This window comes from Pseudovibrio exalbescens DSM 16456, from assembly GCF_000422785.1.
In the GTDB taxonomy this organism is placed as follows: domain Bacteria; phylum Pseudomonadota; class Alphaproteobacteria; order Rhizobiales; family Stappiaceae; genus Pseudovibrio; species Pseudovibrio exalbescens.
Genome location: NZ_AUGS01000017.1, coordinates 27,394 through 50,729 on the forward strand (window position 1 = coordinate 27,394; position 23,336 = coordinate 50,729).

At 52.0% G+C, this 23,336-nt stretch carries 26 protein-coding genes; 9 read left to right on the forward strand and 17 right to left on the reverse strand.

The window, feature by feature from the left end; all coding sequences use genetic code 11:
• From G512_RS0112150 to G512_RS0112160, 3 genes are read left to right on the forward strand one after another with little or no spacing between them, the layout of a single operon-like run.
• Entirely contained in the window at nt 1-825 is an 825-nt protein-coding gene (locus G512_RS0112150; protein ID WP_028481958.1) for a hypothetical protein, read from the forward strand.
• Nucleotides 815-1,723: an ATP-grasp fold amidoligase family protein gene (locus G512_RS0112155; protein WP_028481959.1), complete on the forward strand. Its 909-nt coding sequence runs from the start codon at nt 815-817 to the stop codon at nt 1,721-1,723. The genes G512_RS0112150 and G512_RS0112155 overlap by 11 nt, the downstream gene beginning before the upstream one ends.
• The gene (locus G512_RS0112160) at nt 1,720-3,318 is read left to right on the forward strand and encodes a glycosyltransferase family protein (RefSeq protein WP_028481960.1); all 1,599 of its coding nucleotides are present in this window, start codon (nt 1,720-1,722) and stop codon (nt 3,316-3,318) included. Before G512_RS0112155 ends, G512_RS0112160 begins: the two co-directional genes overlap by 4 nt.
• A 50-nt stretch (nt 3,319-3,368) precedes the next feature.
• Here the strand turns inward: G512_RS0112160 and G512_RS0112165 are convergent, their stop codons facing one another.
• From G512_RS0112165 to G512_RS20975, 7 genes are all read right to left on the reverse strand, one after another.
• Nucleotides 3,369-4,208 carry a glycosyltransferase family 2 protein gene (locus G512_RS0112165; protein ID WP_028481961.1) on the reverse strand — a complete coding sequence of 280 codons (840 nt, stop codon included), beginning with the start codon at nt 4,206-4,208 and terminating at the stop codon, nt 3,369-3,371.
• 11 nt (nt 4,209-4,219) lie between these two features.
• Nucleotides 4,220-5,272, reverse strand: coding sequence for a glycosyltransferase family 4 protein (locus G512_RS0112170; RefSeq protein WP_028481962.1), 1,053 nt, complete (start codon nt 5,270-5,272; stop codon nt 4,220-4,222).
• 165 nt (nt 5,273-5,437) lie between these two features.
• On the reverse strand, nt 5,438-6,655 hold the full coding sequence (locus G512_RS0112175; protein WP_028481963.1) for a serine hydrolase: 1,218 nt from the start codon (nt 6,653-6,655) through the stop codon (nt 5,438-5,440).
• A 153-nt stretch (nt 6,656-6,808) separates the two neighbouring features.
• Nucleotides 6,809-7,147 (reverse strand): TIGR01244 family sulfur transferase, encoded by a 339-nt coding sequence (locus tag G512_RS0112180; protein ID WP_028481964.1) that lies wholly within the window; start codon nt 7,145-7,147, stop codon nt 6,809-6,811.
• A gap of 137 nt (nt 7,148-7,284) precedes the next feature.
• The gene (locus G512_RS0112185; RefSeq protein ID WP_028481965.1) at nt 7,285-7,689 is read right to left on the reverse strand and encodes a YeeE/YedE family protein; all 405 of its coding nucleotides are present in this window, start codon (nt 7,687-7,689) and stop codon (nt 7,285-7,287) included.
• Nucleotides 7,690-7,692: 3 nt separating this feature from the next.
• Nucleotides 7,693-8,169, reverse strand: coding sequence for a YeeE/YedE family protein (locus tag G512_RS0112190; RefSeq protein ID WP_228130508.1), 477 nt, complete (start codon nt 8,167-8,169; stop codon nt 7,693-7,695).
• Nucleotides 8,170-8,236: 67 nt separating this feature from the next.
• On the reverse strand, nt 8,237-9,433 hold the full coding sequence (locus G512_RS20975) for a benzoate/H(+) symporter BenE family transporter (protein ID WP_051269291.1): 1,197 nt from the start codon (nt 9,431-9,433) through the stop codon (nt 8,237-8,239).
• A 135-nt stretch (nt 9,434-9,568) separates the two neighbouring features.
• Between G512_RS20975 and G512_RS0112200 the strand changes: the two genes are divergently transcribed.
• Nucleotides 9,569-9,895: a hypothetical protein gene (locus G512_RS0112200; RefSeq protein WP_028481967.1), complete on the forward strand. Its 327-nt coding sequence runs from the start codon at nt 9,569-9,571 to the stop codon at nt 9,893-9,895.
• On the opposite strand, the gene G512_RS22575 is transcribed toward G512_RS0112200, so the two are convergent.
• The 5 genes from G512_RS22575 to G512_RS0112225 all read right to left on the reverse strand — a co-directional run bounded on the left by G512_RS22575 (nt 9,892) and on the right by G512_RS0112225 (nt 13,327).
• Complete coding sequence (locus tag G512_RS22575) at nt 9,892-10,029, reverse strand: hypothetical protein (RefSeq protein WP_155943657.1); 138 nt, start codon at nt 10,027-10,029, stop codon at nt 9,892-9,894. The genes G512_RS0112200 and G512_RS22575 overlap by 4 nt on opposite strands.
• Nucleotides 10,026-11,516 (reverse strand): BCCT family transporter, encoded by a 1,491-nt coding sequence (locus G512_RS0112210; RefSeq protein ID WP_028481968.1) that lies wholly within the window; start codon nt 11,514-11,516, stop codon nt 10,026-10,028. The genes G512_RS22575 and G512_RS0112210 overlap by 4 nt, the downstream gene beginning before the upstream one ends.
• Before the next feature lie 141 nt (nt 11,517-11,657).
• Entirely contained in the window at nt 11,658-12,119 is a 462-nt protein-coding gene (gene queF / locus G512_RS0112215; RefSeq protein ID WP_028481969.1) for a preQ(1) synthase, read from the reverse strand.
• A 26-nt stretch (nt 12,120-12,145) separates the two neighbouring features.
• A complete protein-coding gene (locus tag G512_RS0112220; RefSeq protein WP_028481970.1) occupies nt 12,146-12,715 on the reverse strand; it encodes a VUT family protein in 570 nt (189 codons plus the stop codon).
• Between the two features lie 165 nt (nt 12,716-12,880).
• Nucleotides 12,881-13,327: a MarR family winged helix-turn-helix transcriptional regulator gene (locus tag G512_RS0112225; RefSeq protein WP_028481971.1), complete on the reverse strand. Its 447-nt coding sequence runs from the start codon at nt 13,325-13,327 to the stop codon at nt 12,881-12,883.
• Between the two features lie 77 nt (nt 13,328-13,404).
• Here G512_RS0112225 and G512_RS0112230 point away from each other — a divergent pair, with 77 nt between their 5' ends.
• Nucleotides 13,405-13,938, forward strand: coding sequence for a cytochrome b (locus G512_RS0112230; RefSeq protein ID WP_028481972.1), 534 nt, complete (start codon nt 13,405-13,407; stop codon nt 13,936-13,938).
• A 47-nt stretch (nt 13,939-13,985) separates the two neighbouring features.
• Here G512_RS0112230 and G512_RS0112235 read toward each other — a convergent pair whose 3' ends face one another.
• Nucleotides 13,986-14,753 (reverse strand): hypothetical protein, encoded by a 768-nt coding sequence (locus G512_RS0112235; RefSeq protein ID WP_028481973.1) that lies wholly within the window; start codon nt 14,751-14,753, stop codon nt 13,986-13,988.
• Between the two features lie 122 nt (nt 14,754-14,875).
• The gene (gene gntR, locus G512_RS0112240) at nt 14,876-15,910 is read right to left on the reverse strand and encodes an HTH-type transcriptional regulator GntR (RefSeq protein WP_028481974.1); all 1,035 of its coding nucleotides are present in this window, start codon (nt 15,908-15,910) and stop codon (nt 14,876-14,878) included.
• Nucleotides 15,911-16,070: 160 nt separating this feature from the next.
• Between gntR and G512_RS0112245 the strand changes: the two genes are divergently transcribed.
• The 4 genes from G512_RS0112245 (at nt 16,071) to G512_RS0112260 (ending at nt 20,919) form a co-directional block, all read left to right on the forward strand.
• Complete coding sequence (locus tag G512_RS0112245) at nt 16,071-17,102, forward strand: TRAP transporter substrate-binding protein (RefSeq protein WP_028481975.1); 1,032 nt, start codon at nt 16,071-16,073, stop codon at nt 17,100-17,102.
• Between the two features lie 82 nt (nt 17,103-17,184).
• Complete coding sequence (locus G512_RS0112250; protein WP_028481976.1) at nt 17,185-17,748, forward strand: TRAP transporter small permease subunit; 564 nt, start codon at nt 17,185-17,187, stop codon at nt 17,746-17,748.
• Nucleotides 17,748-19,070: a TRAP transporter large permease gene (locus tag G512_RS0112255; RefSeq protein ID WP_028481977.1), complete on the forward strand. Its 1,323-nt coding sequence runs from the start codon at nt 17,748-17,750 to the stop codon at nt 19,068-19,070. The genes G512_RS0112250 and G512_RS0112255 overlap by 1 nt, the downstream gene beginning before the upstream one ends.
• A gap of 37 nt (nt 19,071-19,107) precedes the next feature.
• Nucleotides 19,108-20,919 (forward strand): IlvD/Edd family dehydratase, encoded by a 1,812-nt coding sequence (locus tag G512_RS0112260; protein WP_208975013.1) that lies wholly within the window; start codon nt 19,108-19,110, stop codon nt 20,917-20,919.
• 113 nt (nt 20,920-21,032) lie between these two features.
• Here the strand turns inward: G512_RS0112260 and G512_RS0112265 are convergent, their stop codons facing one another.
• From G512_RS0112265 to G512_RS0112275, 3 genes are read right to left on the reverse strand one after another with little or no spacing between them, the layout of a single operon-like run.
• Nucleotides 21,033-21,776 (reverse strand): amino acid ABC transporter ATP-binding protein, encoded by a 744-nt coding sequence (locus G512_RS0112265; protein ID WP_028481979.1) that lies wholly within the window; start codon nt 21,774-21,776, stop codon nt 21,033-21,035.
• Nucleotides 21,773-22,447, reverse strand: coding sequence for an amino acid ABC transporter permease (locus G512_RS0112270; protein WP_028481980.1), 675 nt, complete (start codon nt 22,445-22,447; stop codon nt 21,773-21,775). Before G512_RS0112270 ends, G512_RS0112265 begins: the two co-directional genes overlap by 4 nt.
• 53 nt (nt 22,448-22,500) lie before the next feature.
• On the reverse strand, nt 22,501-23,244 hold the full coding sequence (locus G512_RS0112275) for an amino acid ABC transporter substrate-binding protein (protein WP_036489704.1): 744 nt from the start codon (nt 23,242-23,244) through the stop codon (nt 22,501-22,503).
• Between the last annotated feature and the right edge of the window lie 92 nt (nt 23,245-23,336).

The window sequence follows — 23,336 nt, forward strand, 5'->3', positions numbered from 1 at the left end:
ATGCCAAAAAGTCTGTCAACCCTTTGGGTAGATGGTACGCTCTCATACATTGAACATATATGTCTAAGATCAATGCTAAGTTGCGGGCACGAAGTTAAACTCTACACTTATGGGGCTGTTTTTAATGTCCCTGATGGCATCGAGATACTTAGTGCAGAGGAAATTCTTCCAAAAGAGAAACTGATACAGCACAAGGCAACAGGAAGCTACGCACTAGGATCAAACCTCTTTCGATATCAACTATTAAGAAGGAAAGATACTATCTGGGTTGATACAGATGTATTTCTTCTTAAGAAAATTCCGGATTCAGAGTACATATTTGGTTGGGAGAGTGGACAGATTATAAATGGAGCTGTCCTTCATATGCCAAAGGACTCAGATCTCCTTTGTGACCTACTGAATTACTGTAATGCGAGGGTTTTTATTGCTCCCTGGTGGCCTCTTTCAAAGAAAATCAAAATTTTAATTCGCAGTTTCTATGGGGCTGACAAAAAAGTCGATACCGTCGAATGGGGAGTTTGGGGTCCTAAGGCCATTACTTTTTTCGCAAATAGGCGAAATGTTGCGAAGTTCGCACAACAGCAATCTGTATTCTACGCTATTCCGATTGAGAGGGCTGAAGAAATATTCCAGCCGAATGCAGATGTTTCGAGTCTGATCACAGAGGATTCTCTTGCTCTTCATTTTTGGAACGAAGCCATAAAGAAGCGAAAAAGTGAGATGCCGCCTAAGGACAGTTTAATCCTCCAATTATGCAATCGCATAGGTTTAGACGCAGCCGACGTCCAGCAGATTCTGATTAGGAGCAAAGCTAATGACGATTAAAAATACCAGTTCCTTGAGAGAATTAGTAAGAAAAGCATACTATCAAAAATTTGGCTGCTATCCAGACTTGGAGAATCCAACAAGTTACAATGACAAAATACAGTGGTTGAAAGTAAATGATCAAATGTACGAACATGTAATTTGTTGCGATAAACTATTAGTAAGAGGATTGGTTTCAAGTATAGTTGGCGAGGGGTATCTACTTAATATTTATCAAGTTTCTAGATCTACTTATGGATTGGATCATGATAAATTGCCAGAGTTTTATGTTCTTAAGTCTAATCACGACAGTGGTTCTGTTCATATCATCAAATCTAAGCGTGATTTTGAAGAGGCTGAGAAAGTAATAAACCGAAAGCTTAATCACGTTTACGGAGCGACTGGAGGCGAATGGGGCTATTCTCACGTCTATCCTTATGTCTTTGCCGAAGAATTTATGGAAGGAGACATAATTGATTTTAAGTTTCACTGTTGTAGCGGCTCAGTGAAGTGGGTCCAGATAATATCTGAACGCCATACCGGCAAGGCTGTGGAAGTAAATGTTGATGTAGACTATAAGCCAATTGGAATGCATTTGGATTCAAATATGACTTTCTCTTTGAATCCTCCACCTCGCCCTGAATGTTGGCGCGAAATGATAAACCTTGCTGAGCGACTTAGCGCCAAATTCAAATACATCAGGGTTGATCTATACAACCATAAAGGGAAGCCCGTGGTTGGTGAGCTAACCTCATGGCCCTATCAAGGGTTTTATACTACAGACGACAATATGAAATTTGGAGAGATGCTTGACTTCGACATGACATCGACGCGAATGATGTTACACGATCAAGTCAGTTATCAGCGAAGGAAGCCCAGCTTTCGCAGGCGCGTTAAGAACTGGTTGAGCTCAAAATGAGGGTACTTGCTCTAACTGCAAATTATGATGGATGGATTGCCGATACAATTTATCGTGAACAAGTGGCTTTAAGGGAAGCCCTTCGTAAAGAGGGAGGCGAGCTACACTTCTATGGGCCCGGTTTTCGCTACAATTCTAATTATGTCCCTCAAATCATAAAAGAGTTTTCTGATGAAGGCATAACTTTTGATGCGCTAATCTGTTATAGCAGTCCATTGGATCTGCTCAAGAATGGTGTGATAGATTTGGCTGTAGCGGATCGATACAGCGTTCCTGCTCAACTGCGGTCCTTCCCGAGAGGCCTAGACCGAGTTACCTGTGTTCCAAAAATTTTCTGGATGAACGATTATTGGCAAATCTCCGCCAAACGATGGGATGAAATCCTCCTAGGAAATGGTTTCTCAACCGTACTCTCAGTTTACACTCCTTTCCATACAAGTTCGCAAGAACATGAAGCAACCTTTTCTTCTCGTCTTCGGCAGAAGGTCAAATTCATACACAGTCCAAGAGCGCTGGATCCAGATTACTTTTCTGGTAACCTGGATAGGGAGCGTGATATCGATGTAACTCTTCTCGGTGCCATATCTTCCGAGACCTATCCCTCAAGGTTCTATTTTAGCGAAACTCTAAAAAGGCAGTCTGGACTAAGTAAATTTCTGAAAGATCATCCAGGATATAATTTCAACCAGATTTTAACTGGTGGAGTTACCGGAGATGCATATAGAGAGGTATTAACGCGCACGAAGCTTTTTGTAACGTGCGGAACAAAACGTCACCTTCCGCTCATAAAAGTATATGAAGCAATGGCCTCAGGTTGTGTTTTGTGCATTGATGGAATTAATGGCGCTGCAGAGCTTCATATGGAAGAGGGTAAGCACTTCAAGATTATCACTACCTGTAACTTCATGGCGGAAATAAGTAAATTGCTTCGCGATGAAGAAAAGCGCCAAGAGATAGCGTTCAATGCCTTTGATTTGTTTCGAAATAAACATACCACTGGTGTAAGAGCTGAGCAAACACTGCAATCAATCAGAGATTCTGTAATCGAGTTCCAAAATAGCGCGAAGCCAAATCGCCTGCACTACTTGGCAGATTTATATTCGTCGAAAGTTGCCAGCGAATTGAAGAATTTGAGATCAAAGCTGGCAAAGGGAAACCTTGTGGGTCGCGAGGAAGCTAATAGTAAGCAAGAAGAAGGGAAAAGAAAGTACAGCGCTCTTGATTGTAAGAACATAGTCGCCTTTTCTCATTTTAATGAATGGGATGTACAGGCTGATGATAATCAAAGAAATTTTCTAGATAATTTAATAGCTTCTTTGGAACGCTCTTGCTCTTTAAAGGCGTCCCTTTTGTCCGAAGCGGAACTTGGTACCGGTGCCAAGCCTAGTTCAGATGAGCAATTGTTTGTCATCGACAACGTTGATGATGAGCACGTTGCCTTGGAAGAGCGGGTTTCTTTGTATCTATCTGAGAGCAATCAGTTTGGGCATCTTGTTTCGTTCTCGCCCAATGCCCACAAAGTCTTGATCTTATCCCTAGATCCTGTTTTGTTGGAGAAGCTGCCCCCCCTCTCGGCAAAAATAAGCTGGACTTGATAGCGTCCTTGCTTTTTATCTATTTGCAAGGACGCCCTCAATTTTCAAAACTACCTAGCTAAAATTTTCGTAATGTATTTTAGCCTCTGAGGGTAATACTTCAATTTGTTAAAAAAATTGTACGGCTTTCCCACAGTTATCTCTTCAATTATACCGTGTTTTCGCAGGTAGTATGCCTCGAAAGATTGGCTTCTCTTTCGGAAGCCGGTGTAATGTTGACTGTATACTGGCCTATGGTGGATAAATGATTGTTTTGAAATTGTTACTTTTAATCCAGCATCTTTGGCGCGCAGAAAGTAGTCACCGTGTTCTTTACCGATCTTAATTGTTTCATCAAACTTCAAGGTGCCAGCGGTTGATGTGCGGGCAATATAACAGTTCAACACAATGTCATAAAGTGGATAGCCTTCCAAATACCCTCTGTTTTGATCAATGTAGTGATATAAAACTCCGTCCTCTTTTTCGAACGTACCTGCGTAATGCAGTTCCCCTCTACAGTAGTTCTTGATCGGGCGGTAGTCTAACATGCGCATCGCAATAATGTCGAATGTTGTGGCGCTAATGAGTTCTACAAGCCCGCTTAGATTTGCATCTCTTTCAAAACAGTGATCATCGTCGATAAGCAAATAGTATGGAGTTTCAACTAGCTCAATAGCCTTATTTCTGCCTTCAGATATTCCAGTATCGGGCGGAAGCTTGAGTGTATTAGTGTAAGGGTCGCTAAGAAATTCGGTGGGTTCGAAGCTGTCATCGGCAACAATGGCGCGGGTTGTGGGATAGTATTCACGCAGCGAATTTATGCAACGCGTTACCATGTCTGGGCGCTCGAACGTCTTGACAACAACCGTTAGATTTTCTGCTACGATGTTATGCCCTTTCAAAGGAGGCATGGGATATTCCTTTAAACAGAATCCAAGATAGATAGGTATTTTGTTGTGTGGGATCGTTTATCCAATTTGCTCACGGCATGCTCTCGTGCTCTGGCACCCCAGAGTACTGCATCGCTTGGTTGTCCGATGAGTTTGCTCAGGGCTTCTTTTATCGTGATTGGGTTAGCGTCTTCCAATAGTATTCCAGCATCTCCGACAGCTTCTGGAGTTCCCCCCGAGTTGGTAGAGATTGTAGCGCATCCGCATGACATAGCTTCAACAACTGCTCGCGGAAAGCCTTCTTTTACGATTGAAGGTAGACATGCTATTCGCGAGCTGGCAAATACTTCACGGACCTCGTGGGATTTGAGGTTTATGCGGAGTTGAATTTGATGCTCATCTGAAATGTATCGAATTAGTTTTCTCAGAAACGCCTTTTCTTCTTCAGTCTGTACCGCGAGAGCAAGTGTTAGGGTCCAGTCTTTTTTTTGTAGATCGAGAAAAGCGGCGACTAGTTCCAGAATGCCTTTATCTTCGCGAGCACGCCCAGCAAAGCTAATCGTATTTAATTTTCCAACTGCAGGCCGCCACACGGTTGTGTCAACTGAGTTGAACAATGTTTCGCACTTGTTTGATAGTTGAGGAAATTCGTTTAGGAAACTTTCTCTTATAAAATCACTGACAAATATTATCTTTCTAAGAGGAATGAAAAGCCTCTGCTTTACAAGTCTTGATAATACGTTCCTATTTTTTCTTAATAAACCGTGCCTGTAAAGTACTACAGGTATTGCCGGGAATTTCTTTGCTAAGTAAGCTGCGGTCTGAGGATATTGATGGACTACAATGACATCTGGTAGATCCATACTTATATGTTCTTCAAAGCCAGAGTTAAGCAGCTTCTGAGTATGCCCAACTACAGATCTAAAATCGAAACCAGTAAATGGCTTCTCGGTTTTCGAACCAAGTACGTAGCTGTCCACGGAACAACGTGTACTTTCAATCTGATCCTTAACTACAAGATCAATGGAAGTAGCGCCATTCTCCGAGAAAACCATACCCCGGGGTAAAACAATAGCCACTTTCATTGTCATCTTCCGCTAACCAAACATTGTATAAGCCTCTGGCGTATTGTTAAGGCCGATTCAAAAGAACGACAAGGCTTAATGCCTGCCCAAAGCCAGACTGTGGAGTATTGTGGTACATATGAAGTCAGAAAAGTAGAGAGAATAGTGGGCATCTTGGTATGGCGGCTAAGCGACATTCACCTTCAACCCCTCCAACAAACTCGCCATGAGGGCTAGGGCCTTGGGTTCGTTGATGGGGGTGCTATCGTTCCAGATGGCGGTGAAGCGGTAGCGCGTGCCGCCTTTTGTTTCAAGATCATAGGTGAAGGACAAAGTGCCGATTTCACTACCACCTTTATAGGCGACGTGGTGCCAGTCAGCCTTTTCGGCACTGCCCAAGAAGAGCTTCAGCGCCGGGTCTTTGGAAAGGTGCCCCATTGTCTCGCAAAGTTCTTCAGCGCTGGCGTACCACCCGGCGCCTTCTTCGTGCGGCTCACGGACCTGGCTGACATAAGGTAAAGGGCGATTTTGCAGCTCCTCCAGGATCTCCAGTCGCGTTTCAATCGGTCCAAATCCATAGCGTGCCGCAAGCTCTGGGTCGGCCTTAAGCTTGAAGAACTCGCGCGTTGTCAGGAACGGTGTGCGTCCTGCGGCGCCGTCGAGACTGCGCGGCCCCAACAGGTTCATGATCAGGTCCGTTGCGGATTTGTCCGAGTTGGCAATCATCTGTTCCGCTACCGCCTTGACGGTTTCCAAGGCGTTCACCTTGCGACCACTGATGATCCCGGGCGGGATCGACACGAACTCTTCCGAAAGGCGCATTTTTTGCGAGAGTGTTAGCTTTCGATCCGCCACTCTTTGCCGCAAAGCCTGCAAGACAAAAAGATTTGCCGCTGAACCTATCGCCAACGGGTCTGAAGCGTTGCACGCGGCCACGGTCTCATCATTGCACGTGAGAAGGTGGCTATGGCGCGGCGCGAGTGCTTTCATCGCCGCCAGAATCTCCTCGCGGCTGGTGAGCCTACTGCGTGGTGACTTGATGAAAAAGCCCGATGCTTGCCCCGACCGTGTTCGATCCATAAGAACCGGAAGCACATAGTCTGATGTGGTGACCAGATAGCCGCGTCCCTTTGGATCTCGGCCAACGGTTTCGGCGGGGCCATATGTATCGCGCGCTTCTTGCAGAGATTGCTTTATGGCTTCTGGTTCTACAACTTCCTTGAAGCCTGCCGAGAACATGGAAATGTCGTTGTAGTCGGCAGACCAGATCCGCAAGATAAGGTCTTCGGGTGTCATGGCGCGCAGCGCCATTGCTTCCGGCGTCATACGCTGAGCGGGAGAGAGTTTTTGCAAGTTGGCCTGAATTTTTTTCAGGCCTTGAACCACTTCCTGAAGCAAGCGCATAAAACGGCGTCCTGTTGTGAGGCCAGACTGTTTGTTGCTGTTGCTTTAGCGTGAATGTGAGTTCTGCACCAGTGCGGGCTTCAGATTCCTCAGCGTTTTCCTGCCCGCGCGCGATACCCTGTTGAAACCTCCGCCGGTTTTACAAGGGGCCCCTCAGGTTTGGATGGATTGCGCTGCCTGAAAAAGGGTTGTGCTACGGGCACCGCTGCGACAATAGGCCAGCACGGGGGACGGCAAGTGTTTCAGTGCATCGGCTGTGCGGGTCGCAGCTTCATGAAGGTCTGAACTGTGGTCAACGGGAATGAAAACCAACTCCAGCCCGATCTCCTCAGCTGCTTTGGTGACCTCTGCAACTGTTGGCTGGCCAGGCTCCTCGCCATCAGGCCGATTACAAATGAGGGATGCGAAACCGTGCTCTTTTAGAGCCGGAACGTCTTCTGGCGTGATTTGACCCGCGACAAAAAACTCGGGTGTAAGCTGACGTATGGACATGGAGCCTCCTCCAGTCAGGGCTGCAATCAATCTGAAAATATACTTAAACATGTGGATGTGATATCTCAAGTAAAAGACCCTGTTGCGCCGGTGGATGTCGCAACAGGGTCTTTGAGTTTACTAACGGAAGCCGTTGGCTAGGCGCGGCGGGCAACTGCCATCCCTATGATCATTGCGGCAACAAAAACAAGCGCGCTTGTTGTTGCAAGTCCGGCGGAAGACAGGGCAGGTCCTGGACACAGGCCGCCTAAACCCCAGCCAATGCCAAAGATTCCGGCCCCAAGAAGCAAGCGTTTATCCAGAGCACTTTTGGTTGGCAGATGAAAGCTTTGATCAAGAATAGGCTTTTCCAACTTCTTGAAAAGGAAAAACGCGGGCATGGCGACCGCGATCGCACCGCCCATGACAAAGGCAAGGCTGGGGTCCCAAGTTCCGGCCAGATCAAGGAAGTTCTGTACTTTCGCTGGGTTGTCCATGCCGGACAGCGCCAGCCCAAAACCGAAGACCAGGCCGGAAATCAGGCCGAGAACAATACGTGCCATGGGTTAGCCTCCAATCAGATGACGCAGGACGAAAACGGTGATGAAGCCGGTCGCCATAAAGGTCAGTGTTGCTGCAATTGATCGAACGGAAAGACGGGAAATGCCGCAGACCCCGTGTCCGCTGGTGCAACCATTGCCGTAAACTGAGCCAAACCCAACCAGCAGGCCCGCTACTGCTAGAAGGGGCAAACCGGCTGTAAAGGTTTGTAGTATCGGCCCTCCGGTCAGGACTTGATAAAGCAGGGGAGCAGCCACCAGTCCAATGATAAAGGCCGCTTCCCAGCCGCGATCTCGGGCGCTGCCCGACGGTGGGAGGAGACGGCTTGCAATGCCGCTGATACCAGCTATACGGCCCAACCCGGCGTATAGCATGATTGCCGCACTGCCGATCAATATGCCGCCTGCGAAAGAAGTGAGAGGCGTAAAACTCGTTTCCATGGTCCAGTCCGAGGTTGACGCTGCTTTTTGGGAACAGCGGATAAATATGGCTTATTAGGTAAATCTAATATAATGTCGCAGCGTGGCGGTCAACACGCGACTTTCGTCACTATCGATTATTTTTGGCAGGTTCGCCGTGTAGTCGTTGGGAGCCCAGACCATGGACGGCCACCATTGCACACCCGGCAAGCAGCGCCCAGAACGCACTGCCGATACCGAATGCGCTGACACCTGACGTGGCAATCAGGAAAGTTAACATGGCTGCCTCGCGGTTTTTGGTGTCTTGCAACGCACCGCTCATGGAGGCCGTCAGCGCACCAATGAGAGCCAGTCCGGCGACTGCTTCGATGAGGATCGGGGGCGACAGGGATATGAAGGCGACGGCTGCTGCTGCAAAAATGCCTAGAAATATGTAGAGGAAACCGCCAAATACTGCCGCCCAATATCGCTTGTCTGGATTGGGGTGAACGTCGTCACCAGCGCACATGGCGGCAGTGATTGCGGCCATGTTGACGGACAGTGCACCAAAAGGCGCGCCGACAAGCGTTGCGAGGCCTGTTGACCCGATGGTGGGCCCAGAGCGTGGCTTGTACCCGAAGCTGTTGAGTATTGCCATGCCCGGTATGTTCTGAGAGGCCATGGTGACGATGTAAAGGGGAATGGCTATTCCAACGAAACCGGCCCATGTGAACTCGGGGGCAACAAAGAGAGGTTTGGCGATCCAAGTTGCGCTGCTCATCTCGGAAAGGTCAGTTGTCATGGCAATCGCAATGGCGGTTGCAACAACAGCGGCGGGAACGGCTGCGATCTTGTTGATACGACCAACAATCAGCCAGACCAGGATTATGGGCAGCGCAAGCATAGGCAGTTCACCGACTGCCTTGATAGGGGCAAGACATAGCCCCATGAGAACGCCCGAAAGCATGGCCTGCGCGATACTGGTGGGAATTGCGGCAATGAGGCGTTCCAATGGGCGAAAGAAAGCGGTGGCCATGACAAGAACACCGACAACTGCAAAAGCACCGGTTGCCACCGCGAATCCGCCATCAAGCGGCGCAGACGATGCCAACAGCGCGGCACCGGGAGTGGACCATGCGATGCTTATAGGCATCCTTTTTTTCAAACTCAGTATAACGGCCAGACCACCCATCAATACGGCCAGAGCCATAAGGCCTGACGCGGCTTCTGCCGGAGTGGCGCCAACTTGCCTGAGCCCCTGAATGACAACGGCAAAGGAACTGGCAAAACCAACAAAGGCGGCCAAAAAACCCGCCAGAATTGCCGAGGATGAAATCGATTTAACCATGAGAAACCCGAGTCAGCATGTCCTAAGTCAACTGTCTTAGGGTAAGCATCGAGCTTGCTAAGTAAATACCCGATGTGTGGCTGGCTTGGTAAGCCCGTTATAGTGACCTTGCAAAAAGGGCGGGGGATTTCATCGATGACAAAAAGTGTGCCGAACAAGGTGCGCGCCAACTGGCAGATCTACGCTGTCTTCATCAACGTGGCGATTCCGGGCCTGTACATGGTCGCACAGCATACGCTTTTTGAAATTCCGCATTCGGTATTTGCAGCGGAGTTGCCGGGCAGCGTCGGTCTGGCGCTTTTCATGATACTCACCCTTTGCAACATGTATTTGGCCATACTGTTGGCGGGTTGGCAGCGCTGGTTCATTCTTTCCATAATGGTATTGAACGCTGCCAGCCTTGTGCTGCTCAGCATGTTGTCTGCATTCAATGCCCTGACGCTGATACCGTTGTTGTTTTAAGAGCCATCGCTCTCTTTGCCATCTCGTTTTCGGTTGGGGCTTTCCACACCAATTGGCGCGAAATAGAGCCAAACCAGCAACGCGATGAACGCGAACACTTCAATGTTCATTATTGTATCCAGAAGGTCGCTCATGTTGTCTTCTCCTCAGCTCTCAGGGTTTTGAGGAACGCCACAACCAAAAGGCAAACAATAAAGACAAAGGGTAGCGCGCCAAGTGCGATGATGGTTTTCACTGTGGCGACATCTCCTGTGAGGATCATCACAAAGCCTAATCCGCCGAGCAACAGACCCCAGATGAGCTTGATGCGTGCTGGTGGATCAACGTCTCCTTCACAGGAAAACATGGAAAGGACGAAGGCGGCACTCACAACACTGGTTACGATGAAGAGGAATGTTGCAACGATCACCGCAATGCTCGTGAAAACGGGATAGGGAAACATGTTGAGCACGAAATAAGTGACAGCATCAAGGTTCGTACGTGTGATCTCCAGAATCGGGACCGTATCCACGAGGGCTGCATGAAAACCGACGCCACCGAAAACGCCAAACCATATGATTGAAAACGCTGTTGGTACCAGCACTACCCCGCAGAGAAACTCACGAATGGTTCGACCCCGTGAAATGCGGGCAATAAAAACGCCAACAAATGGAGCCCAGGCGAGCCACCAGACCATGTAGTTCAGTGTCCAGGCTTGGAACCAATTGTTTACGGTTTCATCCATGAACGTGAAGGTGCGAAACCCGTGCGGCACAACATTCGAAAGATACTCGCCAAAGGATTGGACTAATCCTCCCATTATGTAGTGCGTAGGTCCGGTCAACAGCAGGAATAGTAGAAGGCCAATTGCAATCGCCATTGCCAAGTTTGCTAGCAATGACATGCCTGAGCCAAGGTCCACCACCAGCGCTGGAAAATAGCAGAGGCAAAGGAGCGCAAATACAATCACGGTGACGCTCATGCCAGAACTCTCCATGCCGAACATGATGTTGACACCTTCTTGAACCTGAAAGACACCCATGGCCACTGAGCCGCCCAGCCCAATGGCGATCGCAAAAATGGCGAGAAGGTCGCTGATCCAAGCCACAGCTTTCACCAGCGGGCTGTTGCCGAAGCCGTAGCGAATGGGTGCCCCGATTACACTTGGTTCGCCTTTCCGGAACCCAAAGTAAGCGATGACCAGCCCCGTCATGGCATAGACGGCCCATGCATGCAGGCCCCAATGAAAATTGGTCACAAACAGAGCCTTGTCGGCGGCAAAGTTCTCGTTGGTTTGCTCGGTTAGGGTCAGGAAATGCGTCACGGGTTCAGCCGTCGCCCAGTAGAGCAACCCAACCCCCATCCCGGCCGAGAACAGCATGGTAAGCCAGGATATGACGTCAAACTCAGGTTCATCGTCGTCCTTGCCGAGCTTTATGTTCCCATAGCGGCTGACTGCGAGCGTAAAGCTGATAATGAGCAAGAAACTCACTGTCAGCATAATAAACCAGCCACGTGAGGTGAACTGTATCGCCACCAGTTCAGAGGCGACAGCGGCAAGACTCTTGACATCGTAGAGACCCCAAGCCGAAACAAATGCGGTCAAGGCTAGCGCAATCAAGAGTTTGGGCTTGGCAAACATCTGGCATCCTTCTCGCTCGGAAGAAGACAAGGTTACGGGCCAAGCATACTGTTTAATGGTGAAGGTGTCGTTAGGGGAAAGCAGTCAGGGTGCCCTGGCGTATTTGTGCCAGTGCACCCTTTGCTTTTTCAGCCTGGCAGTTTACCCGCGGCCACGGTAGGGCTGAACGCCTTGGTCAGGGACCCAAGTGCCTGAGGGCACCTCGCCGTGTTGCCAGAATACATCAATCGGCATGCCCCCACGTGGATACCAGTAACCCCCAATGCGCAACCAGCGGGGCTCGATCAACGCAACAATTCGCTTGCCAATGGCAACGGTACAATCTTCGTGAAATGCGCCGTGGTTTCGGAACGACAAGAGGTAGAGTTTCAAGCTTTTGCTTTCGACCAACCATTTGTCGGCCACAAAGTCCAGCACAAGATGAGCGAAGTCGGGCTGACTAGTAACCGGGCAGATCGAGGTAAACTCCGGCATTGTAAACCGGGTTACATAGTTGGTGTCCGGATGAGGATTTGGCACGCGTTCCAGCACGGCTTCATCGGGACATTGCGGCAGGGCGCTGGCGGCGCCGAGTTGGCTTAGGCCTTGTTCGGTATGAGACATTCTGTTTCTTCCTTGTTGGGACCGGATCACGCGGGCTGAAGGTTGCGGCGTTCATCATGGCGGCGCAGCAGGGCTACCAGTGGCAGGGTTGCCAGAACGATCCACGTCTTGCCGACCATCTGCTCAACCAAGAAATTCAGGTTGCCAAAGGCAAGCTGCAGGAAAATCAGGCTGTCCAGAACAAGGCCGACCAAGGAAGACAAGAAAACAGCACGTACCAAGCCGCGCCGTTGAAGCGGGGTGAACACCGCCAGATCTGCAAGCTCTGAAAACAAGAACGCCACAACGGAGGCAGCTACCAACGCTGGCGGAGCCACCATCCATGAAAGCAGTGCGCCGATGGCAATGGCAAGGAAGGCCCAGTTCAAGCCGAGGCGTCGTTGAACCAGATCGCGGAAAAGCAAGGCTGCGCCCACTACAACAACACCACTTGGTGCCATGAGGCCAAATCCGATGGGGATAAGGCACGGCCCATTGGCCGGGCAAACGGTTCCAATGTTTGAGAGCATCCAATTGGAAAGGGGAATGCAGGCAGCAAACAGGGCAAGAAAGATCGCGCCCTCAAGGTGCTGCCTTGAGATACGTTGGGTCGTCATCAAGAACTCCTCACGCTGACAGGCAGAATAGGCCTGGGCGTTTGTAGGTGTCGGGTTCATGCGCTGACAGGCGAAGCAGCCTGGGCGCTATCGTGGCGTTCTAACTGCTTTTCCGGGAATCACCAGCCTTTTTATGCCACGGGTCCGCACATAGGTGTGGGCACTTCAGGAAGAGCGTTTGTTTTGCTCCCGCATGGTTGTGATGGCTTTTCGCATAAGGTGCAAAAACTGCTCTACTTCCCCAGGCGAGAAGTCTGCCAGAGCCGCGCCATTCTGCTCGTTCGCCGCAGTGTAGGCGAGTTGACGGATTTGTTTTGCCCGTTCCGTCAAAAACACTTGTTGTGCTCTGGAATCATCAGGATGAGGTTTGCGACAAACAAGGCCATCACGTTCCATGCGCTTGAGTGTGGCTGCCATGGTTGCTTGCTCGACATCTGTAGCCCGCACCAACTCTGCTTGAGTGAGGCCGTCCTTTTCCCATAACGCCAGCAGGGCAGGGAACTGACCAGTCGTGATGCCAAGTGCTTGAATACGCTCTTGAAGGCCCTCGGCGAACAGGCGTGCCAACTGGTTGGCGAGATAACCCGCAGAATGATCCTTTAAAAAAGTCATGTGCCCTTCTAGCATAGAAATGAATAGCATGCTATGTATATGATCAATAGCATACTATGTAAATTCATGAGGACGGCATGAAAAGCACTTCAACTCAATACGGGACCATTGCTGTAACTTTGCATTGGCTTAGCGCCGCGGTAATCGTTGCGCTTTTGGCTTCAGGTTTTTTGTCGGGCGCTGCTACAGGTGAGGTAGGGCGTAAAACCATTCTCGCAGCTCATGTGCCCATGGGACTGGGTGTTTTGGTTCTTACCGTGCTAAGGATTCTTTGGTGGCTTGTGGCGGATCGCAAGCCGCTCCCGGGCTCTACTGCAAATATGTGGCAGCACAGGCTGGCACAGATTGTCCATGCACTAACCTATGTTCTCATTCTGCTGCTTTGCATTAGCGGCATTGGTATGATGGCGTTAACGGGCGCCGCTGGGGTGCTGTTCGATGTTACAGCTGGCCCTCTTCCAGATTTTACCGAGGTTGCGCCGCGGGCATTACATGGTTTGGGTGCGCGTTTATTGATGGCCTTGTTGGCCCTTCATGTTGTGGCGGCGTTGTACCATCACTTCGTTCGCCGGGATCAGCCGATTTCTCGCATGTGGTATGCGCAGAAATGATACTCGTCAGAGCTGTTGTCCATCATCAACAATGCGCGGGCCATGCGTTAGGATGAACCGGTGGTTTGTATGTCAGGCGTGATCAGGCATGATCGAAAAAAGTCTGGGTTCTCACTCAAAAAGTCGGGGGAGTAGTAGCGTTTCACGGCTGCTGCTTCCGATGCTGACAATGCAAACCTTGTTTCGCTGGTAAGAGTGTGTCGTTTGCCGTCTTCGTCATTCCAGATCGTATTCAGTGCAATGACGTAGTTTCCAGGCTCAACCCAATCAATCAAAGGCTGGTAGGCATTGCTCAGTGCAGAAATCAACTCCGGGTCGATGTCGTACTCTTCCTCGATGTCGAAAGAAAAGCCGCTGTAACCGAGGGCGTCGTCGAGACGAGGCAGCAACACACGCATGGCTTCGATGTTCTGATTGGACCAATCCGGATCAAAAACGGCGCTCGCGACCCAGTGTTCGGTTGGAGCTATTGCCTTTCTGACAAAGGGTTCGAAAACGGGCCGCATCAATGCGTCGACCTTTTTCTCCGATTGCACTCGTGGGTCCTGGAAATCCGCCACGAGGGTGCCTTGTTGGTCCCTTAATTTCAGGCGAATTGAAAGAATGGTGGCGTATCCATCGCCAACATTTTGGTAAGGCACTTTGGTTGTTAAAAATACGCCTTGCTTGCCGCAGCGAAGGGCGAAGTCGGCGATTTCATCCTCCACGACCTCACCAGACTGGAAGTAAGTATAAAGCGGCGGAAATTGGCTCGCGACCAGCGCTGCCAATGCAATAATCGTCGCCCCAACGGATGAGATGCGTTCAATATTCATGAAAAATCCAGAGTTTGAAATTTTTACTACGCCAAGAACACCAAAAACGAGAGTAGCGTAGCAATGGATATTTTCAATTGTACTTGTGATCGCGTTTGCGTCTCATCATCGCGTGAAACAAGTTAGCGCCGTCTCGCTGTTGATTGTCGTGGAACCAATTCAAAGCCCACATCCTGATTGCGGTCAGCAACGGATCCTGGCTCTGCAATTTCATCCAGAATCATCTGAATGGCACGCCGTCCGATATCATAGCGCGGGGTGGCAACGGAGGTGATTTCCGGCATCATGTTGCGGGCGATATCAATATCGTTGAAACCGCAAATGCCCAGATCATCCGGCACCTGAATGTTACGGCGTTGTGCTTCGGTCAAGACGCCGATTGCAAGGTCATCATTGTTGCAAAGAATGGCGTCAACGTCCGGGGTCTTCGCCAAAAGCGCCTCAAACAGTTGCCGTCCCATGCTGACGGATGACGGCTGCAGGGTTGTAACTATGCGCTTTTCATCCAGCTTGCCTGCGTCCTTGCATACGTCCTTGAACCCCTCATAGCGGGCCTGCGACCGCGGATCCATTCGGGCTCCAAGGAACCCAAGTTTTGTATATCCTTGTTCCAAAAGATGGCGGGTCGCGGTTCGGGCAGCCTCTTTGTGATCAAATCCGATCGCCATGTCTGCGGGCTGAGGGCCGATATCCATGATTTGCACCAGAGGGCAGGGGGCGTTTTTCAGCATGCGTGTTGCTTCTTGGGTCTGATCAAAACCTGAGAGGATCAAACCAGCTGGTTTTTGCCGTAAGAATACCCGCAATAGTTCCTGCTCTTTCAGTGCGCTATACCGAAAGTTGCCGATTTGGACGAAAAATCGGGTTTCTTCAATCCCATCGTAGACTCCGCGCACAACATCGGCGAAAACATTGTTTGTAAGGGATGGTACGAGCAGGCCGATCGTCGTCGAGGTCTTGGATGCCAGTGCAGATGCGGCCGGATCCGGTGCATATCCCAGTTTGGCAATTGCCGCTTCGACTTTCAGGCGCGATGCCTTTGATACCTTCTCAGGACTCCGGATGGTGCGCGATACAGTGATTGCGCTAACACCGGCCTCTCTGGCTACATCACTCAGTGTCGGACTGGCTGTGGGTGAATAACTTCCTTTTTTCATAGCTTTAAATATGTCTCTCAGGTTTCTTTCGCAGAATCTTACACGAACTTTTTGACAAATGATAGCGCTAACATTAGTGTTATATCACTCGCTTCGATCACTGGGCAAGAGCAGCCTTCCCAGGTCGATGTTGGGCTAATCTATTCCCGGGAGGAAAGAAATGACGTTTTCCAATATTCGAGTTCTACTTTTGGGCGGTGTTGCAGTCGGCATGATGGCAACAAGCGCCATGGCGCAGGAATACACTTTCCGCATTCAGTCGTCTGACCCTGCAGGTAACACCAACTTCCTTCTCCAAAAAGAATGGGCCGAGATGGTGGAGAAGAAGACCGACGGTCGTGTCGAAGTCGAGATGCTCCCGGTTGAGACCATCGTCGCGCATAGTGAGACCCAGGATGCCGTTGCAGCGGGCATCATTGATGGTCACTTCACCGATACCTCCTACTTTGCGGGCAAGGATCCTGCCTTTGGGCTGATTGCGAACCCGGTAGGTGCGTGGGCGTCGCCGCAGCAAATGTTTGACTTCATGTACAATGGCGGCGGTGCCGAGCTGATGAATGAAATGCTGAACCCCTATGGTTTGCAGTTCCTTGGCGCGACAACACCGGGTCTTGAAGCATTCGTTTCCAAAGTGCCGCTGGATGGGGTGGATGACCTGAAGGGGCTGAAGCTCCGGGCGCCAGAAGGCATGGTGCAAAAAGTGTTTGCGGCAGCTGGTGCAGCTCCGGTGAACCTGCCGGGTTCGGAAGTCTTCACAGCACTGGACAAGGGTGTGATTGACGCGGCGGACTACAACACCTTCTCGACCAATGAAGCGCAGGGTCTGCACGATATCGCCAAGCATCCGGTCTATCCAGGTTTCCACTCCATGCCGCTTATCGAGGTAAGCGTGAACAAGGTGAAGTGGGACTCGTTGCCAGAAGACCTGCAGAAGGCCATGTCCGAGAGTGTTCAGGAATTTGCCCAGTACCAGGCTGAAACTGTTCACAAACATGACCAGGAAGCTGCAGAAGCAGCGGCTGCAAGCGGCAAGGTCACCATTCACGACTGGTCGGATGAGGAACGTGCCAAGTTCCGTTCAATCGCCCGCACTCAGTGGGAAGAGGCCGCATCTGCATCCGCCAATTCTCAGAAGGTCTACGACACGCTGATCTCCTATCTGGACGCCAACGGCTTGTTGGCCAAGGACTGATCAACCCCTTCTGAATTCTCACCTCCCGGCCCATCGCCGGGAGGTCCGTCCTCGGACACACTAACTGGGGGGATGGCAGGAAATGTCCGAAACTGAAAAACTAAAAGAACTTCAACATCAAGTGGCAGATGGCGCGATCCCTGAAGCTGGGCTTCTGGGCCGCTTGGTGGTGAAACTCGGGATGGTATTTGCCATCGGCATTGTGCTCTCGGCGTTGATCCTCTTTTACGAGGTGATCATGCGCTATGTCTTCAACTCCCCAACCGTTTGGGCGCACGAAACTGTCGTTTTTTTGAGCGCAATTGCGTTCATTTTCGGTGGTTTGTACGCAGCTGCGCTCAACCGGCACATTCGGGTCGTACTGATTTACGACACGTTGGGACCGCGGTTGCGGCGTGCCTTTGATGTGATCATCTCGGCAGTCTGCATGATCTCATCCGGCTTTTTCGCCTGGGCGTCCTGGCAGAGCGTCAAGCGTGCTGTTTGGACACCGACGGGTGACATTCACATCGAAACAAGCGGAAGCGCATGGAACCCGCCCTATCCGGGCATGATGAAGGTGTTCCTGCTTGTCATTCTGGTGGTTTTGGCGGTGCAGTTTTTCGTCCTCGCGATCAACTATGCCCGGCGCAAGGTTGAAGACTGATGGATTTCTCTTTCATTCCTGACTTACAGGCCCTCGGAATTGAGGGGGCCACTCTGGCGATGTTCATATCGCTGCTCGCCCTGTTGCTGACGGGCATGCCGCTGGCGTTCGTGACGCTGCTCGTCGCGCTCATTTTCGCCCTCGGCTGGTTCGGTCCCATGGCCTTGCCACTGATCACAAGCCGTATCTTCAGCTTTGTGAACTCATTCGTATTCGTCTCTGTGCCCATGTTCGTGCTGATGGCGGCCATTCTTGACCGCTCAGGCATAGCACGCGACCTGTTTGATGCCATGAAGGTGCTTGCTGGCCGTATCCGTGGCGGTGTGGCGATCCAGACCTTGATGGTGGCCGTTATCCTTGCAGCCATGTCCGGCATCATCGGCGGTGAAGTGATCCTTCTGGGTCTGCTGGCCCTGCCGCAAATGCTGCGCTTGGGGTACGACCGACGGCTGGCCATTGGCGTGTGCTGTGCCGGTGGTGCTTTGGGAACCATGGTTCCGCCATCAATCGTGTTGATCATCTACGGTCTGACGGCGAACGTGTCTATCGGCGAACTGTTCACCTCCGCGTTCCTGCCTGGCTTCATGCTCGCCAGCTTTTATGCAGCCTATATCCTGTTCCGGGCCTACATGAACCCGGAGATGGCCCCAATTGCAACGCCAGAGGAAATGACCACGCGCGAGAAACTGCGGTTGCTGAAGGGTTTGTTCCTCCCTGTGCTGGTTGTGATCTTTGTTCTCGGATCCATCTACGGTGGTATCGCTTCGGTTACGGAAGCGTCGGCAATCGGCGTGATCGGGGTGACGCTCTCTACCGTGATCCGTGGCGAGTTCTCCAAGGATCTGATTATAGGTGCGGCCAAGCAGACCCTTAGAACAGTGGGCATGATCGTGTGGATCGGCATCGGTGCCTCTGCGCTGGTCGGTGTGTTCAACCTGATGGGTGGTATCACGTTTGTTTCCAACCTCATTCAGGGCGTCTCTGAAGAACCGATTATCGTGATCTTGTTCATGATGGGCATCCTGTTCGTGCTTGGGATGTTTCTCGACTGGGTTGGAATTGCGCTGCTGTGCATGCCGATCTTCGTGCCGATCGTGAGGGATCTTGGCTATGACCCGGTATGGTTCGGCGTTGTGTTCGCCATGAACATGCAGGTCAGCTTCCTGTCGCCGCCGTTTGGACCGGCCGCCTTCTATCTCAAGTCGGTGGCGCCTGACGACATCTCTTTGGGTGAGATTTTCCGCTCGCTGTTGCCATTCATCTGCCTGCAGATCCTCGCTCTGTTCATCATCATCATGTTCCCCGGCATCACCGGACACTAGGCCTGCCATCGGCAGGCCCCCGCCCGGGGGCTGGACACTGGAGAAAGCCATGACCAAAAAAACGCCCAAGCGGCCTCTACGCTCAGAGGCGTGGTTCAACGATCTGAGTGATCCGGAGATGACGGCTCTTTACGTCGAGCGCTATTTCAATTTCGGTTTGACACCGGAGGAGTTGCGCTCGGGGAAGCCGATAATCGGGATTGCTCAAACTGGCTCCGATTTATCACCGTGCAATCGACATCACCTTGAACTGGCAACGCGGGTGCGTGACGGCATTCGCGAAGCTGGCGGGGTGCCACTTGAAATTCCGGTTCACCCGATTCAGGAGACCGGCAAACGCCCCACGGCCATGCTCGACCGCAACCTGGCCTATCTGGGGTTGGTCGAGGCCTTGTTCGGCTATCCCATTGATGGGGTGGTCTTGACGATCGGCTGTGACAAGACCACGCCAGCTCTGCTGATGGCGGCGTCGACTGTCAACATTCCGGCTCTTGCGTTTTCAGTTGGTCCCATGCTGAACGGCTGGTACCAGGGCGAGCGTGCGGGTTCGGGATCGGTCATCTGGAAGGCGCGGCAGAAACATGCGGCTGGCGAAATCGATGGCGAGCAGTTCCTGCAAATGGCCTCTTCCTCAGCGCCATCGGTTGGATACTGCAACACCATGGGGACTGCCTCCACCATGAACAGTCTGGCCGAAGCCCTTGGCATGCAGCTGCCAGGGTCGGCATCGATCCCGGCACCTTACCGGGAACGGTCGCAGATGGCCTATTACACCGGTGAACGTATTGTTCAGATGGTGCATGAAGACCTCAAACCTTCTGACATCATGAGCCGAGAAGCGTTTGAAAACGCCGTTGTGGTCAACTCTGCCATTGGCGGGTCGACAAATGCGCCCATTCACCTGTCTGCTGTTGCACGTCAGTTGGGATTGGAGCTGACCAATGCGGACTGGGAACGTCTGGGCTACGAGGTGCCGTTGTTGGCCAATGTGCAACCGGCTGGAGAGTACCTGAGTGAGGACTTCCATTTGGCGGGAGGATTGCCTGCGGTCATTGGCGAGTTGCTGCGCGCCGGCAAGATACCACACCCCAAGGCGGTTACGGCCAGTGGGCTCCCATTCGAGGATCTCTACAAGGAGTGCCAGATTCAGGATGAGGATGTGATCCGGCCATTGTCCAATCCATTGACCCCTCACGCAGGCTTCCTGAACATGACGGGAAACCTGTTTGATACCGCGATCATGAAAACTTCGGTCATCAATGACGAGTTTCGTAACCGCTATTTGTCCAATCCGGATGATCCAGAGGCCTATGAAGGAACTGCTTTTGTCTTCGAAGGACCGGAAGACTTTCACAAACGCATTGACGATCCGGCGTTGAACATAACCCCGCAAAGCGTGTTGGTCATGCGAGGGGCGGGCCCGAAGGGCTACCCCGGAGGAGCGGAAGTCGTCAACATGCGGCCACCGGCATATTTGCTGAAGCAGGGCGTGACGACGTTGCCTTGCATTGGCGATGGACGCCAGTCGGGGACATCGGGATCCGCTTCCATTCTCAATGCCTCACCCGAGGCGGCAGATGGTGGCAATCTGGCTATCCTGAAGGATGGGGATCGCCTGCGCGTGGACTTGAAGAAGCGTCAGGTCATCCTGCTGGTTTCCGATGAAGAGATCGCCGCGCGCCGTAGCGCACTGGAGGCAGCGGGTGGCTTCCATGGACCTGAAAGCCAAACACCCTGGCAGCAACTATTCCGCCAGCATGTGCGCCCGTTCAGTGAAGGGATGATCTTGGAAGACGCCGACAAGTATCAAGACATAGGCAACTCCAAGACGCCTCGGCACAGCCACTAAAGCTGTATGACTTGCGGAAGGGTCGACCATTTCCTCCTATAGGGCCGGCCTTGACGACGAAGCCTCCACGTGTGTGCGGAACTGGCGCGTGGAGGCTTCTTTTTTCAAAATCGCTAAAGGGCGCTTGGCAGCACTTTGCGCAGGAATGCCTTGGTCCGATCATCCTCCGGTGCAGAGAAGATCTTTGAGGGCGGGCCTTGCTCGACGATCCGGCCGCCTTCCATGAAGATTACCCGATCAGCGATGTCTTTGGCAAAGCTCATCTCGTGGGTAACGATCAGCATGGTGCGGTGCTGGTCGGCAACCCGTTTCATGAGCTGCAGCACTTCCTCCACCCATTCCGGGTCGAGCGCGGAGGTCGGCTCGTCCACCAGCATCAGGTCCGTATCAACAGACATGGCGCGTCCAATGCCAACGCGCTGCTGCTGACCGCCCGAAAGCGCGGCAGGATAGGCGTCCGCCTTGTCTGCGAGGCCAATGGTGGCAAGGATCTCATCCGCCCTGTTCAGTGCCTCCTCACGGCCCCACTTGCGCACGGTATAAAGACCTTCGGCAATGTTCTCGCGGGCGGTCTTGTTGGCAAACAGGGCGTAGTTCTGAAACACGAAGCTGGTGCGCAGGCGCAGGCGTTGAATGTCCTTCGGGCTGGCCTTGGTCACGTCGATGGTTTCATCATCGAAGATGATTTCTCCGCCATCCGGCGTGTCGAGAAAGTTCAGGCAGCGCAGCAGCGTCGACTTGCCTGTGCCTGAAGGGCCAATGATGACAATGCGTTCGCCCTTTTCGATATCCAGATCGATGCCGTTCAGCACAGGCATTCCATTATAAATCTTAGTGAGGCCGCGGATCTTGATCATCGTACAAATGCCTTCGACAGTCTGCCTTCCAGGCGCTGCTGGAAGAGGGAGAGCGCTTCAACGATCACCCAATAGAACACAGCGACCACGATGAAGGTTTCAAAGTAGAGGAAGCTGCCCGCCGCTTCCTTCTGGGCTGCGCCCATCAGCTCGGTCACCCCAAGTGTGAACGCCAGCGAGGTGCCCTTGATCAGGTCGATGAAGTAGTTGACCAGCGTCGGCGCGGCCACGCGCGAGGCCTGAGGCAGGATGATCCGGCGCATCATCTGCGCCATGGACATGCCTATGGCCTTGGAGGCTTCCCACTGGCTGCGATCCACGCCAAGGATAGCGGCGCGAATGCTTTCTGCCATGTAGGCGGCGAAATGCAGGGTGAGGCCGATGATTGCGGCGGTCACACCGTCCAGCGCGGTGAGGACCGGAACCAGTTGGGGCAAGCCGTAATAGAACAGGAACAGCTGAACCAAGAGCGGTGTGCCGCGAAAGAAGGAGATGAACACCCGCGTGATGCCATCCAGAACCGGAATGCGCGCCACGCGGATGATCGCAAGCAGAGAGGCCAATGCGAGCGCCAGTGCCATCGATACCGAGGCCATGCCAAGGGTGAGGGGCACGTATTTCAGGAGCACGGGCACGAGCCCGAGCATGTACTCAATATCGAGCGCTCGCATCAGTATTCTCTCTGCGCTTGGGGCCTTGCTGCTTGGGGGAAACAGAGGGCCGTTTATTTCTTGGTGATGTCCGCTTCGAACCACTTCTGCGAGATTTCGGCGAGCTTGCCGTTTTCCTTCAGGGTGGTTATGGCAGCGTCCACTTTTTCTGCCAGCGCCTTGCTCTCCTTGTCGGAGCGGAATGGCAGTGCGTTACGGATCTCGGAAAATGGCTCGCCAGCAAGGGCCAGCGGTAGCGGGGTTTCCTTGATCAGCTGTGCGGCGCTCACACGGTCCATGACGAAGGCATCAACACGGCCCAGAGCGGTTTCCTGTGCCAGATTGCTCTCATAGGTCTTGATGTTGATTTCGTCTGCATAGGGCAGCTCGCGCAGAAGCTGCTCGAAGTTGGAGCCCAGATTCACCGCCACGGAGCGCCCTTTTAGGGCCTCAACGCCGGTTACTTCGTCCTGATTACCATCTTTCACCACGACCTGCGCCCCGTCATAAACGTAGGGCTGGGTGAAAGTGAACTTGGCTTCGCGTTCTGGCGTAATGGTGATCTGGTTTGCAATGGTATCGATGCGGCCGGCTTCCAGCGCACCCACAAGGCCGGAAAAGCTCATGGTCACGAACTCGATGTCATCGCCGGTGACTTCGCCAACAGCGTTCATGACATCCACTTCAAAACCCTGAAGCTTGTCCTGTTGAACAAAGGTGAATGGGAAATAGCCGCCGGACATGCCAACGCGGATGGTCTCAGCCTGAGCTGCCGGGATCGCGGTCAAAAGAGCCGCTGCTACAACAAGAGCACGCATGATTAAACCTTGATTGCTTGAGGGGTGATCGTGTTGGTTCCCTATATAACGGCTATAGAAATAAATTCCCATAGATCAGAATAATTGAAGGG

Bases quoted from the DNA above. Each gene is read 5' to 3' on its own strand.
- G512_RS0112150 (WP_028481958.1), top strand. From the start codon at position 1: ATGCCAAAAAGTCTGTCAACCCTTTGGGTAGATGGTACGCTCTCATAC.
- G512_RS0112155 (WP_028481959.1), top strand. From the start codon at position 815: ATGACGATTAAAAATACCAGTTCCTTGAGAGAATTAGTAAGAAAAGCA.
- G512_RS0112160 (WP_028481960.1), top strand. From the start codon at position 1,720: ATGAGGGTACTTGCTCTAACTGCAAATTATGATGGATGGATTGCCGAT.
- G512_RS0112165 (WP_028481961.1), bottom strand. From the start codon at position 4,208: ATGCCTCCTTTGAAAGGGCATAACATCGTAGCAGAAAATCTAACGGTT.
- G512_RS0112170 (WP_028481962.1), bottom strand. From the start codon at position 5,272: ATGAAAGTGGCTATTGTTTTACCCCGGGGTATGGTTTTCTCGGAGAAT.
- G512_RS0112175 (WP_028481963.1), bottom strand. From the start codon at position 6,655: ATGCGCTTGCTTCAGGAAGTGGTTCAAGGCCTGAAAAAAATTCAGGCC.
- G512_RS0112180 (WP_028481964.1), bottom strand. From the start codon at position 7,147: ATGTCCATACGTCAGCTTACACCCGAGTTTTTTGTCGCGGGTCAAATC.
- G512_RS0112185 (WP_028481965.1), bottom strand. From the start codon at position 7,689: ATGGCACGTATTGTTCTCGGCCTGATTTCCGGCCTGGTCTTCGGTTTT.
- G512_RS20975 (WP_051269291.1), bottom strand. From the start codon at position 9,433: ATGGTTAAATCGATTTCATCCTCGGCAATTCTGGCGGGTTTTTTGGCC.
- G512_RS0112200 (WP_028481967.1), top strand. From the start codon at position 9,569: ATGACAAAAAGTGTGCCGAACAAGGTGCGCGCCAACTGGCAGATCTAC.
- G512_RS22575 (WP_155943657.1), bottom strand. From the start codon at position 10,029: ATGAGCGACCTTCTGGATACAATAATGAACATTGAAGTGTTCGCGTTC.
- G512_RS0112210 (WP_028481968.1), bottom strand. From the start codon at position 11,516: ATGTTTGCCAAGCCCAAACTCTTGATTGCGCTAGCCTTGACCGCATTT.
- queF (WP_028481969.1), bottom strand. From the start codon at position 12,119: ATGTCTCATACCGAACAAGGCCTAAGCCAACTCGGCGCCGCCAGCGCC.
- G512_RS0112220 (WP_028481970.1), bottom strand. From the start codon at position 12,715: ATGACGACCCAACGTATCTCAAGGCAGCACCTTGAGGGCGCGATCTTT.
- G512_RS0112225 (WP_028481971.1), bottom strand. From the start codon at position 13,327: ATGACTTTTTTAAAGGATCATTCTGCGGGTTATCTCGCCAACCAGTTG.
- G512_RS0112230 (WP_028481972.1), top strand. From the start codon at position 13,405: ATGAAAAGCACTTCAACTCAATACGGGACCATTGCTGTAACTTTGCAT.
- G512_RS0112235 (WP_028481973.1), bottom strand. From the start codon at position 14,753: ATGAATATTGAACGCATCTCATCCGTTGGGGCGACGATTATTGCATTG.
- gntR (WP_028481974.1), bottom strand. From the start codon at position 15,910: ATGAAAAAAGGAAGTTATTCACCCACAGCCAGTCCGACACTGAGTGAT.
- G512_RS0112245 (WP_028481975.1), top strand. From the start codon at position 16,071: ATGACGTTTTCCAATATTCGAGTTCTACTTTTGGGCGGTGTTGCAGTC.
- G512_RS0112250 (WP_028481976.1), top strand. From the start codon at position 17,185: ATGTCCGAAACTGAAAAACTAAAAGAACTTCAACATCAAGTGGCAGAT.
- G512_RS0112255 (WP_028481977.1), top strand. From the start codon at position 17,748: ATGGATTTCTCTTTCATTCCTGACTTACAGGCCCTCGGAATTGAGGGG.
- G512_RS0112265 (WP_028481979.1), bottom strand. From the start codon at position 21,776: ATGATCAAGATCCGCGGCCTCACTAAGATTTATAATGGAATGCCTGTG.
- G512_RS0112270 (WP_028481980.1), bottom strand. From the start codon at position 22,447: ATGCGAGCGCTCGATATTGAGTACATGCTCGGGCTCGTGCCCGTGCTC.
- G512_RS0112275 (WP_036489704.1), bottom strand. From the start codon at position 23,244: ATGCGTGCTCTTGTTGTAGCAGCGGCTCTTTTGACCGCGATCCCGGCA.